Raw genomic sequence first — 14,339 nt, 5'->3', positions numbered from 1 at the left:
TCTTCGGCTTACAGAATGAAAAATCCACTTTTTTACAGAATTTCACAACTTACAGCTTTTCTTTTGGGAGCCAGGATTTTTGTGGCCATGTTGCTGACTTTCGCGCTGTATGTGTCCACCTTTTTCCTGTTTAATGAAGAAGAAAGTTTACGTGAGTTTGTCTTTGATTTCAAGGTACACGGCATTATTTTCTGTACGGTACTTAGCATTCTGGCAGGCGGCATCATCAACCAGTTTTATGACCGGGAAAAGGACCAACTGACGAAACCTTTCCGAAGCAAGTTACAGCGCTTTCTGAAACAAAAATACTTTTTGTATGCCTACCTGACGCTTTTTCTATTGTCTTTAAGTATTTCGTTGCTTATATCGGGCCGGGTTTTTATTTTCTTCTTGGTGTACCAGTTCTTTATGTGGTTTTACAGCCATAAACTCAGTAAATTATTGATAATCAATAATTTATGTTTTGTAAGCCTTACGCTGTACCCTTTTTTTGGGATGATGGTATATTATAAAACTTTCTCCGGGCAGCTTTTTGTGATGGCGGTGTTCCTTTTTTTAGTATTACTGATTATAGACTTGATTAAAGATATTCTTACCAGAAATGCGGATAAAATGTTCGGTTACGTCACCATTCCGAACTACTTTGGCACCCGTGCGGCCAGGAACATTGCCGTTTGCCTGGCCATCTTTGCAATGGGAAGCGCTGCTGTAATTGTAGCTTTTGCCGATGACCAACGTATATTACATCATTACTTTACCACAGGCCTTTTCGTTTTGGTATTCATCATTTACCTTTTACTGAACAAGATAAAGAAGAACAATTTTATAGCCCTGAATATACTAAGGATCTGGGTGTTTATCGGGATCATAGCCATGCTGCTTGACGGGATTATGTACAGGATGTAGTCTGCCATGATACAATAGTTACCTTTGTTATTGATAATGCTTATCTTTGCAGAAATTTTTTCAGATCATGAGCCGAGACAGAAACAGTAACGGAAAACCCAAAAAACCAAGAATTTCTAAAATATCAAATGCCGGAAGTGCAAAACCTGCCACTTCGCGGCCCCGTGCTGCCCGCAATGAAGATACTGAGAAGAAATCCACGGCAAAGACCAGGACCCCAAGGTTGCTTTCGCAATCTGAAGCAAAAGCCTTCGAGAAATCCTTTGATAAACCTACACGCCGTACGACTAAAAAAACCGGTAAATCCTTTGACAGTCGTGATAAATACGATAATGGCGACCGCAAATTTAGTCCTAAGAAAGGCAACAAGCCTTTCGAGCGCGATAATGATGACCGTACCAGGGCATTCGTACAGAAAAGAAGGTTTGAAAAAATAGCCAAAGACACCAACAAAGAGTCGATACGTTTAAATAAATACATCGCTAATTCTGGCATCTGTAGCCGTCGTGAGGCAGATGAACTCATCACCCAAGGCTTGGTACAGGTAAACGGGCAGGTGGTAACCGAAATGGGCTATCAGGTACAGAAAACAGACCGCGTAGTTTTCGACGGACAAGGCATCACACCAGAGAAACCCGTCTATGTGCTGTTGAATAAACCAAAAGGCTACATATCTACTACCAAAGACGAAAAAGCCAGGAAAACCGTAATGGATCTGGTAGCAAACGCATCCCCATACAGGCTTTTCCCAGTAGGAAGACTCGACAGATCAACAACCGGAGTCATTCTACTGACCAATGATGGTCACATGACTAAAAAACTCACGCACCCTTCATTCAACATGAAAAAAATCTATCATGTCACCCTTGATAGAAAGCTGGATCGTGCGGATCTGAACGCAATTGCAGAAGGAATTCGTCTTGAAGAAGGAATAGCGCAGGTTGACAGCATTTCTTACATTGACGGTAAACCGAAAAATGAAATCGGTGTTGAAATACACATCGGCTGGAACAGGGTGGTGCGCAGGATCTTCCAGAAGCTTGGCTATGAGGTGGAAGCGCTGGACCGCGTGATGTTTGCAGGCCTCACGAAGAAGAACATCAAGCGTGGGCACTGGCGAATCCTTACCGACCTTGAAGTGAACAATCTTAAAATGCTTTAGATTAAAGATAAAAAAAACTCCTCTGTATTTCAGGGGAGTTTTTGTTTAGGCTAATTCTGTCGTTGGTCGATTGACTTTACAGATCCAACATTAAAAAACTTTCCGCAATTATTACGGAAAGTTTTTGAATTTAATAAGCATAGGTGTCTTTACAAAGACGCAATGATGTTGTTGAAGATTTGCGATGGGCGCATTGCAGCGTAAGTTTTTTCAGTATTTGGGTGATAATATCCGCCAATTTCCTGGGGCTTGCTTTGCGCTTCGATTAACTCCTGATTGATTTTTTCTTCATTTTCTTTCAAGGCGTCAGCTACCGGAGCGAAGATGGCCGCAAGTTGTGCGTCAGCCGTCTGGTTAGCCAAAGCTTCTGCCCAATACATCGTAAGGTAGAAATGAGAACCACGGTTGTCGATGGAACCTACTTTTCTGGCGGGTGATTTGTCATTCGCAAGGAATTTCTCATTGGCTACATCCAACGCATCGGCGAGGACCTGTGCCTTTTGGTTTTTTTGTGTCTGCGAAAGGTGCTCTAAACTGGCTTGCAACGCCATGAATTCGCCCAAAGAATCCCAACGAAGGTAACCTTCTTCAGTAAACTGTTCTACATGTTTCGGTGCAGAACCGCCGGCGCCGGTTTCAAACAAACCGCCACCATTCATCAATGGTACGATTGAAAGCATTTTAGCGGATGTTCCGAGTTCCAGGATCGGGAAGAGATCGGTAAGGTAATCCCGCAATACATTGCCTGAGACTGAAATAGTATCCTGTCCTTTTCGTATTCTTTCCAAAGTGTACGTCATGGCTGCTTCAATATCCATAATCCGAAGATCGAGGCCTTCCGTATTATGGTCCTTTAGGTACTTCTGTACTTTCTTAATCATTTCGCGGTCGTGCGCACGCTTTTCATCAAGCCAGAAAACTGCTGGGGTGTCGGATAGTCTGGCGCGGTTTACAGCCAGTTTTACCCAATCCTGTATCGGCGCATCCTTGGTTTGGCACATCCTGAAGATATCGCCTTTCTCTACTTTCTGTTCCATGAAAACATTTCCGTCAGCGTCAGAAACTTTTACGTTACCGTCAGCTGTCATCTGGAAGGTTTTATCATGGGAGCCATATTCTTCGGCTTTCTGGGCCATCAGTCCAACATTTGGTACAGAACCCATGGTCCTAGGATCTAGAGTGCCATTTTTCTGCATATCTTCTATGGCAGCCTGGTAGAAACCTGCGTAATTACGGTCTGGGATCATGGCAACCGTATCTTCTTCCTTACCTTCTTTGTTCCACATCTTTCCACCACCACGGATGAGGGCAGCCATGGAAGCATCTACAATGACATCTGATGGGACATGGAAGTTGGTAATACCTTTGTCAGAGTTTACCATCGCCACTGCAGGCCCGTCAGCGAAGGCTTTTTCGATATCCGCACGGATCTCGCTTTCTTGCGGATGATCTTTTATCTTATCCAAAAGGTCCTGTAACCCGTTATTAGGATTGATGTCAAGCTCACGGAAAATTTCAGCATACTTCCCGAAAACCTCTTTGAAATACACTTCCACCATCGCACCAAAGATAATTGGGTCGGAGACCTTCATCATAGTCGCTTTCAGATGTCCTGAAAGCAATACGCCGGCTTTTTTTGTTTCTGCAATAGTTTCTGCCACGAAGTTTTTAAGGGATGTAAGGTTCATTACCGAAGTATCGATGATTTCCCCGGCTTTGAGTGGAGAAAGCGCCTTAAGTTCTTTTACAGAACCGTCATTCCCAAAGAATTCAATCTTAAACTGACTGTCTTTTTCTACAGTGACGGATTTTTCGGTGCCATAGAAGTCACCACTGGTCATGTGCGCGACTTTAGTTTTTGAGTCTGCGGTCCATGCTCCCATTTTATGAGGGTTTGCCTTGGCATAATTTTTCACTGCTTTTGGCGCTCTACGGTCTGAATTTCCTTCTCGAAGTACTGGGTTCACGGCGCTTCCGAGTACTTTGCTGTATCTCGCTTTAATGGCTTCTTCCTCTGCATTCTTCGGTTCCGCAGGATAGTTTGGCACCGCGTATCCCTGGCTTTGCAGCTCAGCAATCGCCTCATCCAACTGTGGTACAGACGCGGAAATGTTTGGGAGTTTTATGATATTGGCTTCTGGCGTAGTGGCCAATTGGCCTAGTTCTGCCAATGCATCTTCTGTTTTTTGGTTTTCCTGTAAAAAATCTGGGAAGTTGGCTAAAATTCTGCCGGCCAATGAAATATCCTTAGGTAAAATCTCGATCTCAGCGGTTTTGGCAAACGCTTGTACAATCGGTAAAAAAGAGTGTGTGGCCAACATTGGCGCTTCATCGGTCCAGGTATAGACAATTTTGGAATAATCAGACATTATTGGGATTTTTTTGTTTATTTTTAAAGAAAACAAATTTAAGGATTTCTGCCCGAGTACAAAAGTGCGCTTAAAGGAACTTTAAGATTAATTTAACCTATAAAATAGGCATCCGACCCGAAAATTATATATTTTTGATCTTACTAAAAACAAATATTATGGCTGAAATTACCTTAAAAGGAAACCCTGTACAAACTATTGGAAATTTACCCGAAATCGGGCTCACCCTGAAAGACTTCGCATTGGTGAACGAAAAATTAGAGATCAAGACACTTGCAGATTATCAGGGGAAAAGAAAAATACTCAATATCTTCCCAAGTATTGATACGGGTATCTGTGCCGCTTCTGCCAGAAAGTTCAATGAAGAAGCAGGCACCCTTCAAAACACGGTGGTCATCAATGTTTCGAAGGATTTACCTTTTGCTCTGGGCAGATTCTGTGCCGCGGAAGGTCTGGGCCATGTCGAGTCGCTATCCGATTTCCGTAGTGCTTTTGGTGATGATTATGGAGTGACCATGATGGATTCGCCGATGAAAGGCTTGCTGAGCCGCGCTGTAATTGTAGCCGATGAGAACAATAGAATACTGTATCATGAGCAAGTGCCGGAAATCGCGCAGGAACCAGACTATGACACGGCTCTGGATATACTCAGAAACGCCGATTAAAGATCAAACGCAAAGTAATTTGCGTTTTTTTTTACCAAGTTGCCGGCAGCATATCATACATTTTTATTAATTTTATGAAAAATACTGTTATGGAACCGATACGAATTGAGATTACCATCCTGAAACCACTTCAAAAAGTCTGGGACTATATGAATGATCCGAGACATATTACCAAATGGAATTTCGCGGACCAATCCTGGCACTGCGTAAAAGCAGAAAATGACCTGCGCGTAGGTGGCATGCTGAAAACCCGTATGGAAGCACGCGATAAAAGTTATGGTTTTGATTATGTGGGCATTTACGACGAGATTATCCCAAAGCAATTCATTAAATATCATCTGCAGGATGGCCGGAAAGTGGAAATTCAGTTTATCGAAATCGATCCCAATACCACTACGGTGATAGAAACTTTTGAACCTGAAACCCAAAATTCGCGCAAAATGCAACGCGAGGGATGGTATGCCATCCTGAACAATTTCCATAAGTACGTTGAAAATAATTAATCGCGCCGCAGATAAATTATGGCAATGTAGTTGCTGTTGCTGAAAAGCACCGGGCCGTCAGCAGGGTGACGGCTTTTTTTATTTGAATTAAAGAAAAAACAGTATGGCAACTTTCAATTACGAAATCATCATCAAAGCACCGCGCCAGAAGATCTGGGATTTACTCTGGAATCCTGAAACCTACAAAGAATGGAAGCAGTTTTTTGCGCCCGGATCACAGTTCAGGTCCGATTGGGAAGTGAATGGGGAGACATTCTTCCTGAATGCTGAAGGCAGTGGCTTGTATTCCACCATTAAAAGTCTGCACGAACCTGCTGAAGTGGTTTTCAGTCATTTGGGGATGGTTCGGGAAGGTCGGGTGGATACCGCGACAGTAAACCAACTCGAATGGAGTGGCGCTGAAGAAAAGTATTTTTTACGTGAAATTGATTCGCAGACCACTGAGCTTAGAGCCATCATACACACCACACGTGATATTGAAAATATGATGAATGAAGGGTTTAGCAAAGGCTTTGAGTATCTGAAAACACTGGCTGAAAAGTAATTTCCTGAAGATTTTTTTCGGACATAAATCTTACTTTTGCACGCAAACCACGCCTGAATGAAGAACTATTATTATTTCCTGAGTATCCCTGAAAATGCCATGGAGGAAGAAATTAAAAAAGCTTACCGCAAACTTTCGGTGAAATACCATCCGGATAAAAACGACAATGATCCCTTTTTCGCTGCCCGTTTTATGGAAATTCAGGAGGCTTATGAAATCCTCAGTGATAAAGAGAAAAGGCGTATTTATGATGAGAATTTAAGTCATCAGCAACGCAGTTACCGACCGAATCTTCCGCCGTCTATCAGAAGTTTCAGCGCTAATAAGATCCGTGCGCATAAAGGCGAGGAAATCATCATTAAATGGCAGACGCACAATGCGGATGTTGTAAAGATCATCCCCTTTGGTCTCGAAAAAGGTTATGGAGAAAGGGTGTTTAAGATAAATGAATTCAAGGATGGGGAATTTCAGTTGTTACTGCACGCCACCAATACCTTACTGAATAAAACTTTGGTGCGTGGCATCACCATTACTGAAGTCTTTGAAACTGAAAAGGAGCAGCATCGGAGTGAAGCGGAAGAACTTTTCCGACCGCGGCAATCTACACAGTCACCGGCAGACCGAAAGCCCAAATTGGCCAGAATCATCCTTGCGGTCCTCTTTATAATAATTGCAGCAATGCTTTTGGTGAAAACCTTTATGCAATAAGCATTAAGCCATTTTTAGCCTGCCTGGGCACTTTTTACAGCGTTTTCCCTTCTTAAATTTTTTACAGCATTTCTTTTTTTCGCAATACATTTCTTCAACAGAACGGAAAGCGGGCGCAAGCGGCGCGATCTTGAAAGGAATGATGGTTGAATTCATGTGGCAAATATAATTTTAATTTAGAATTAATCAAAATAATATCTCCGGATTTTCACTATGATTTTCCGAATTGTCCGTTGCATAATAATTCGTATTTTTACGAACCTTAATTCTAATAAAATCAAGTAAAAATACAATGAACACCACGCAATTTGTAAACCGCCACATATCTTTGGATGAAGCTGACAAACAAGCGATGCTGCAGAAGATTGGCGTTTCGGGTATCGAAGAACTGCTATCCCAAACCATCCCTTCCACCATTCGTCTGGAAAAAGATTTGGATATTTCACCCGCACTTTCAGAGCATCAGATGTTGGCCCATTCAAAAGAGTTGGCTGCAAAAAATGCACTGTACGATAATTATATAGGTTTCGGTTATCATGGTACCATTCTGCCAAGTGCTATACAGCGCAATATCTTGGAGAATCCGTCTTGGTACACGGCATACACCCCATATCAGGCAGAAATTGCACAAGGCAGATTAGAGGCTTTGCTGAACTTCCAGACCGTTGTCAGCGATCTTACAGGTTTCGAACTGGCGAATGCATCTCTGCTGGATGAATCTACCGCTGCCGCCGAAGCCATGCACATGTTTTATGAAAGCCGGACCAAGGATCAAAAGAAATCTGGTGCCAATAAATTCTTCGTTTCCGAATTGGTATTGCCACAAACCTTGGCAGTTCTTACCACCAAAGCCGAAGGTCTCGGTATCGAAATCGTTGTAGGTGATCATGAATCCTATGATTTTAACACCGAATTCTACGGTATAATCCTTCAATATCCAGGTAAGAACGGGGTGGTAAAAGATTATACTGAAGACATTAAAAAATACAAGACACTTAATTTACAGGTAGTGGTTGCCTGTGATCTTATTGCCTTGGTGAAACTGAAATCCCCTGCGGAAATGGGTGCCGACTGTGCCGTGGGTACTACCCAGCGATTCGGGATCCCGATGGGTTACGGTGGCCCGCACGCTGCGTTTTTCAGCTGTAAAGAAGATTATAAGAGAGACATCCCTGGTAGAATCATCGGTATCTCTCAGGATGCGAACGGAAACCGGGCACTACGAATGGCACTGCAGACCCGTGAGCAGCACATTAAAAGAGAAAGAGCTACTTCTAATATCTGTACCGCGCAGGTACTGCTTGCAGTAATGGCAGGCATGTACGCTGTTTATCACGGTCCGAAAGGATTGAACTACATCGCAGGGCAAATTCATTTCAAAGCAAATGCGCTTAGAAATGCATTGCAGATTTTAGGATATGAAGTATCTGATGAACCAATTTTCGATACTGTAAAATTCACTATGGAGGAGAGCGAAAAAAACGTGCTTCGCCAGCTAATGCTCGGTAACAAAATAAACCTTAATTATTTTACCGAAAATACAGTAAGCATCTCGGTTAACGAAAGTACTACCGAAGAGAAATTACAGGCACTGTTTGATGCGCTAGCACAGTTTAAAGAAAAACAGAGTTTTAAGCTTGTTATTAAGGAAGAACTGATGATCCCTGAGGAATCCCTAAGAACTGATGACATCTTAGCCGCTGAAGTCTTTAATAAATATCACACAGAAACCGAACTGATGCGGTATATCAAAAGACTTGAAAGAAAAGACCTTTCTTTGACGCATTCCATGATCTCACTCGGTTCATGCACCATGAAACTCAATGCCGCTACCGAAATGTTGCCGATTTCTTGGCCAGAGTGGGGTAACATACACCCATTTGTACCGAGAGAACAAGCCGCTGGTTACCAAACTTTGATAAAAGAACTTGAAAAAGACCTGGCAGAAATCACAGGTTTTGCCGGCACCTCACTACAACCGAACTCCGGTGCGCAGGGTGAATACGCAGGTCTGATGGTGATCCGAGAATATCATAAATCCCGCGGCGATCATCACCGTAATATTGTATTGATACCACAGTCGGCGCACGGTACCAACCCTGCTTCAGCAGTTATCGCAGGGATGAAAGTGGTAGTCGTGAAAAACCTTGAAAATGGAGAAATTGATATCGACGATTTAAGAGCCAAAGCAGAGCAGCATTCTGAAAACCTATCTGCGGCGATGATTACCTATCCGTCAACGTACGGTTTTTTTGATGAAAACATTAAGGACATCATTAAAGTCATCCACGATCATGGTGGCCAAGTATATATGGACGGTGCTAATATGAACGCGCAGTGCGGTTACACTTCACCAGGAAATATTGGTGCCGATGTTTGCCACCTGAATCTGCACAAAACCTTTGCAATCCCACATGGCGGCGGCGGACCTGGCGTTGGACCTATCTGTGTTGCAGAACATCTGGTGAAGTTTTTACCATCAAATCCTAATATCCGCATTGGCGAGAAAGAGGCCATAGACGCAATTTCCGCAGCGCCGTACGGCTCCAGCCTTGTCCTGAATATTTCTTACGCCTATATCAAAATGCTGGGAACGGAAGGATTGAAGAAAGCTACGGAACACGCGATCCTGAACGCAAATTACCTGAAAGAGATTCTTGCAGAACACTTCCCGATTTTATATGCGAATAATAACGGCAGAGTAGCGCATGAATGTATCGTAGATTTCCGACAGTTTAAAGCGGTAGGAATCGAAGTTGCCGATGTTGCAAAACGACTGATGGATTACGGTTTCCATGCACCAACAGTGAGTTTTCCTGTTGCCGGAACATTAATGATCGAGCCAACCGAATCGGAAAGCAAAAGAGAAATCGACCGTTTCGCTGAAGCAATGATTTCGATTAAGAAAGAAATCGATGAAATCGCCGAAGGAAGTGCGGACGCAGCAAATAACGTTCTGAAAAATGCGCCACATACCGAGCAGTTGGTTATTTCCGATTCGTGGGACAAGCCGTATGGAAGAGAAAAAGCGGCATATCCACTGGAATGGGTTCGGGAACATAAGTTCTTTGCGTCCGTATCCAGAGTTGATGAAGCTTACGGGGACAGGAATTTAATCTGTACGTGCGAACCGATTGAGGCGTATATGTGATTTTAATGTTTGCAAATCAAATAAATATCCCCGCAATTTTGCGGGGATATTTTGTGTTTAAAATGGTGTAACCTAATTTTTAATGATTTTAGAAATATAAGTTTTTCCGTCTTTAGTTTTAGCCTTAAGGATATAACCGCCTGACTTCAGCTTTGAAAGATTTAAATTTTTGTCGGAAGGTATGCTTACCACTTTTTGTCCGGATAAAGAATAAACTTCAACGCCGTCAAGTTTTTCACCCTGTGGCAGTTCGATAGTTACTACATCGATAACTGGATTGGGATAAACCTTTATGCTGCCTTTTTGAACTGAAGTTGTAGACATATTAGTTCCATTTACAACAATATTATCGTAATAAGCGCTTCCGCCATAATTATTATGTAAGAAATTCATTCCGTTTACATTCACTTTAGTGGTATTCGGTCCTGAATGGATTTCCGCGCCATTTAAAAAATATTTAATGGTCTCTTCTTTTATTTCCACCTTTAAATTATACCATTGGTTTGCATGCCATTCAGCTTCCGCATAAGTAAATCCGCCGAAATTCTTCTCTGGATAAATATAAATAAGACCTCTGTTTTCGAAGCCAACCGCCAACAAAATATCGAAAACATCTTCCTCTTCATTGATTGAATATAAAGCAAATTCGAAATCGGCGCCTCCCTGTTGCGGAGCATAAAAGTCATAAGAAATTGTTGTATTCTTGTAATCTAAAGCTGGAGAAAAAGATTTTTCAACGCCGAATATTGGGAACCACTGGTCGCCGTATTCTGGTACATAGGCATTTTTAAATGAGTAAGTTCCTGCGGATGCAACTTCATTAGTAACAATCTGATTTGTGAGCGGTCCGTCACTGGTTTGGGTAACTGTCCAACCGTTTTGGTTATTAATGTTTCCTAAAGCGTAACCCTCGCTACTTTCGAAAGAAATTGTGGTCTGTGCAGAAATTGAACTGCAAAATAGTGCCGCAGCCAGAAAATACATATTTTTCATATAATTTTTTTACAAAGATAATTATAATATTATTGCTGTATTACTTGAAAATTTAATAAAATCTCCGTATAATTAATAGTTCTGCAGATTTAAGTATATTAAATTTCAGGAATACAGTTTCTGATCTTTTTCGCAGTAAAAACTGCGTCTGTTGGTTATTCCCAAATGACTTTTCGTAAGCGGTTCTCCGCATTTGCGACAAATTTTCTTGGTGTGTGCCAGCCAGTTTTTCTTCAGCACATAATCCTTTTTCCATCTCAGAAAATCAAAACTGTAGTTGCGGGCTTCAAATATAAGTGCTGATAATTTTTTTGCCGGTAGGTGGCCTATCAAACTTTCCGGGTGCACACCAATTCTGTAAAGTACCTCATTTTTGATGATGTTGCCCACACCCGAAAATATATTCTGGTCCAGCAAAGCGTCACAAACCATCATTTCAGGTTTTGCTTTCAGTTTTTTACGTGCGCGTAATGGGCTCCAGTCATCACTCAGCACGTCCGCTTGCCAGTCAATGTCATTCAAAACACGGCGGTCGAGCAATTTTACCGAGCAAGAATAGAAGTAAAGGTCCCCATTCATAAACTTCAGATGAAGCCTTAATTGCCGGTCTGGTTTAATTTGCTCATCAATACTATAGGAGCCGAAGAGCAGCAAATGAATCCTTATGACACAGTCTCCACAAACAAGATAAGACTGTTTTCCGAAAATGCGGTATTCCTCGAACACCAGCCCTGTTAAATTCTCTTTCGCGATTTTGGCGTTTCCCGCTGCCTGCAGAATTTGCTGCCCAATAAATTTTTCGGTAAGCTGTTTCAAAATGAGTATGGATGGTCCCTCAGGCATGTTTAATTGGTTTTTAAAAAACTCTTATTCAAAACATGAACCACAATAAAAACGTATTTTTGGCCTATGGATCTAAATCATATCTTCACCAACCAAAGGACAGGACAAGACAAAGCCACCATCACCAGCAGAACCGATTTCCAGCGGGATTTCGACCGTATCATTTTTTCCGCGGCTTTCCGCCGTTTGCAGAACAAAACACAGGTGTTTCCGCTTCCTGGGAGTGTCTTTGTACATAACCGGCTTACCCATTCATTAGAGGTTTCCTCTGTAGGTCGCAGTTTGGGCAGCTTAGCAGGTGAATTCATCTTTAAAAATTTTAATAATGAGTTGACAGAAGACGCGCAGAATTTCTATCAGCATAACCTGCATAATGTGATCGCCGCAGCCTGCTTATGCCATGATGTGGGAAACCCGGCTTTTGGCCATTCCGGTGAAGATGCCATTGCCAGCTATTTTGAAAAGAATGAAAATGATCTGAAACCGAAATTCAGCGACAAGGAATGGGCGGATCTGGTAAATTTTGAAGGAAATGCCAATGCCATCCGCGTATTGACTCACCAACAAAACGGTAAAGATGAAGGCGGAACACAACTTACTTTTACCACGCTTGCCAGTATCGCCAAATATCCATGTGAAGCGGTTGCTAAGAAAAGAGGGGTGCTGCACCGTAAAAAATTCGGGTTTTTCCAGAATGAGAAAGAAACTTTCCTGCAGATCGCCAATACCCTGCAACTAAAACAGGAAAGTACTGAACCATATATTTTTCGTCGCCATCCCTTTGTGTGGCTGGTAGAAGCTGCGGATGACATTTGCTATAACATCATTGACATGGAAGACGCGCACCGGCTCGGTATCGTATCATCAAATGATTGCGAGGGTCTTTTCCTGGAACTTATAAAGTCTGAAAACCAAAACATCAAAAGGGTAGAAGACAAACTTGCAGCGATTATGAACGCCAACGAGCGGATTTCTTATCTGCGCGCCAAAGTGATTAATGCACTAATCAATAAATCCATGAGTATTTATGAGAAAAATTTCGATGCTATCCTAAATGGGGAACTAGATTGTGCCCTGCTGGATATATACAAAACAGAAAACAATGCCCTAACTGAAATCGAAAAATTCTCCATAGCCAAAATCTACAATCACAAAGCAGTCATAGAAATCGAGAATGCCGGTTATAACGTGATGTATGAACTTTTAGATCATTTCATACCATCGATCATCAAACCGAAAGAAGAACGGAAATCTTATGATAAAATGGCTTTGAAACTGCTGCCCCAACAGTTTGTTTATGAGAATGGAAGCGATTATCAACGCGTATTGGGAGTCATTGATTTTGTATCCGGCATGACGGATAATTTTGCCACCGATCTCTACCGGAAAATCAAAGGAATTGAAATCGGGATGACAGTCTAATCATTATTTTCAGTGAATTTTGATACGATTAAGACGAAATTTTAATTTTTTTTACTATATTTATGACGTTTCAGATACAAATTAGTTAACTTTTAAATATTTACGAATGACATTATTAAGTATTATTATTTTCCTGGGCCTTGTCGTACTGTTTGCCTCTTTTTTTACGGTGAAGCAGGCTACAGCGGCTATTGTAGAGAGATTGGGCAAGTTCCATTCGGTGCGCCACGCAGGTCTGCACCTTAAGATCCCGTTTATTGATCAGGTAGCCAAAAGGATGAACCTGCGGATTCAGCAGCTTGATGTGATTATTGATACCAAAACACTTGACAATGTATTCATCCGTATGAAAGTTTCGGTGCAGTATCAGGTGATCAAAGAGCAAGTGGCAGATTCATTCTACAAACTTGAAAACCCTGAGAATCAGATAACTTCTTATGTTTTCGACGTGGTGCGTGCGGAAGTACCGAAACTAAAACTCGATGATGTTTTCGTTCGTAAGGATGATATTGCAATCGCGGTGAAAGGCGAACTTCAGGACGCGATGCAGAGTTATGGCTACGACATCATCAAAGCGCTTGTCACCGACATTGATCCTGATGAGCAGGTAAAACATGCAATGAACCGGATCAATGCTGCAGAACGCGAAAAAACGGCCGCTGAATACGAATCTGAGGCACAGAAAATCCGAATCGTTGCTGTTGCAAAGGCCGAAGCTGAATCCAAGAAACTTCAGGGTATGGGTATCGCCGACCAGCGCCGGGAGATTGCGAAAGGTCTGGAGGAATCTGTTAAAATGTTGAACGAAGCTGGCATTAGTTCGCAGGAAGCGTCTGCGCTGATTGTAGTGACACAGCATTACGACACGCTACACAGCATTGGTGCGAACAACCGAAGCAATTTGGTATTATTGCCTAATTCGCCAAGTGCGGCAAGTTCCATGCTGAATGACCTGGTGGTTTCGATGGCGGCCACACAAAAAATTGAAGAAACGTCGAAAGACAAACTTCCGCCACCGCCGCCTACACATTTCCACTAAAATACAAAATCCCGAAAAACACTGGTTTTTCGGG

The 14,339-nt window shown here is 42.3% G+C and carries 12 protein-coding genes; 9 read left to right on the top strand and 3 right to left on the bottom strand.

The window, feature by feature from the left end:
- Positions 1-15 precede the first annotated feature (15 nt).
- On the top strand, positions 16-906 hold the full coding sequence (locus tag CO230_RS06890) for a UbiA family prenyltransferase (protein ID WP_122027926.1): 891 nt from the start codon (positions 16-18) through the stop codon (positions 904-906).
- A 67-nt stretch (positions 907-973) separates the two neighbouring features.
- Entirely contained in the window at positions 974-2,068 is a 1,095-nt protein-coding gene (locus CO230_RS06885; protein WP_228438059.1) for a pseudouridine synthase, read from the top strand.
- Between the two features lie 149 nt (positions 2,069-2,217).
- On the opposite strand, the gene CO230_RS06880 is transcribed toward CO230_RS06885, so the two are convergent.
- The gene (locus CO230_RS06880; RefSeq protein WP_122027925.1) at positions 2,218-4,437 is read right to left on the bottom strand and encodes an NADP-dependent isocitrate dehydrogenase; all 2,220 of its coding nucleotides are present in this window, start codon (positions 4,435-4,437) and stop codon (positions 2,218-2,220) included.
- A 158-nt stretch (positions 4,438-4,595) separates the two neighbouring features.
- On the opposite strand from CO230_RS06880, the gene tpx reads away from it, so the two are divergent.
- The 5 genes from tpx to gcvP all read left to right on the top strand — a co-directional run bounded on the left by tpx (position 4,596) and on the right by gcvP (position 10,008).
- The gene (gene tpx, locus CO230_RS06875; RefSeq protein ID WP_122027924.1) at positions 4,596-5,102 is read left to right on the top strand and encodes a thiol peroxidase; all 507 of its coding nucleotides are present in this window, start codon (positions 4,596-4,598) and stop codon (positions 5,100-5,102) included.
- 89 nt (positions 5,103-5,191) lie between these two features.
- Entirely contained in the window at positions 5,192-5,605 is a 414-nt protein-coding gene (locus CO230_RS06870; protein WP_122028917.1) for an SRPBCC domain-containing protein, read from the top strand.
- A 103-nt stretch (positions 5,606-5,708) separates the two neighbouring features.
- Entirely contained in the window at positions 5,709-6,149 is a 441-nt protein-coding gene (locus tag CO230_RS06865) for an SRPBCC family protein (protein WP_122027923.1), read from the top strand.
- Positions 6,150-6,206: 57 nt separating this feature from the next.
- Entirely contained in the window at positions 6,207-6,857 is a 651-nt protein-coding gene (locus CO230_RS06860) for a J domain-containing protein (RefSeq protein ID WP_122027922.1), read from the top strand.
- A 292-nt stretch (positions 6,858-7,149) separates the two neighbouring features.
- Positions 7,150-10,008 carry an aminomethyl-transferring glycine dehydrogenase gene (gcvP, locus tag CO230_RS06855; RefSeq protein WP_122027921.1) on the top strand — a complete coding sequence of 953 codons (2,859 nt, stop codon included), beginning with the start codon at positions 7,150-7,152 and terminating at the stop codon, positions 10,006-10,008.
- A 72-nt stretch (positions 10,009-10,080) separates the two neighbouring features.
- Here gcvP and CO230_RS06850 read toward each other — a convergent pair whose 3' ends face one another.
- On the bottom strand, positions 10,081-11,001 hold the full coding sequence (locus CO230_RS06850) for a T9SS type A sorting domain-containing protein (RefSeq protein ID WP_122027920.1): 921 nt from the start codon (positions 10,999-11,001) through the stop codon (positions 10,081-10,083).
- A 105-nt stretch (positions 11,002-11,106) separates the two neighbouring features.
- Complete coding sequence (locus CO230_RS06845; protein ID WP_122027919.1) at positions 11,107-11,844, bottom strand: endonuclease; 738 nt, start codon at positions 11,842-11,844, stop codon at positions 11,107-11,109.
- A gap of 66 nt (positions 11,845-11,910) precedes the next feature.
- On the opposite strand from CO230_RS06845, the gene dgt reads away from it, so the two are divergent.
- Both dgt and CO230_RS06835 read left to right on the top strand, forming a co-directional pair.
- Positions 11,911-13,266, top strand: coding sequence for a dGTP triphosphohydrolase (gene dgt, locus CO230_RS06840; protein WP_122027918.1), 1,356 nt, complete (start codon positions 11,911-11,913; stop codon positions 13,264-13,266).
- Between the two features lie 106 nt (positions 13,267-13,372).
- Positions 13,373-14,305 carry an SPFH domain-containing protein gene (locus CO230_RS06835; RefSeq protein ID WP_122027917.1) on the top strand — a complete coding sequence of 311 codons (933 nt, stop codon included), beginning with the start codon at positions 13,373-13,375 and terminating at the stop codon, positions 14,303-14,305.
- Positions 14,306-14,339: the final 34 nt, after the last annotated feature.

Source organism: Chryseobacterium sp. 6424 (assembly GCF_003692615.1).
GTDB lineage: Bacteria > Bacteroidota > Bacteroidia > Flavobacteriales > Weeksellaceae > Kaistella.
Note: the sequence above shows the minus strand (reverse complement) of the source record. Positions and strands in the feature narration are given on the sequence as shown.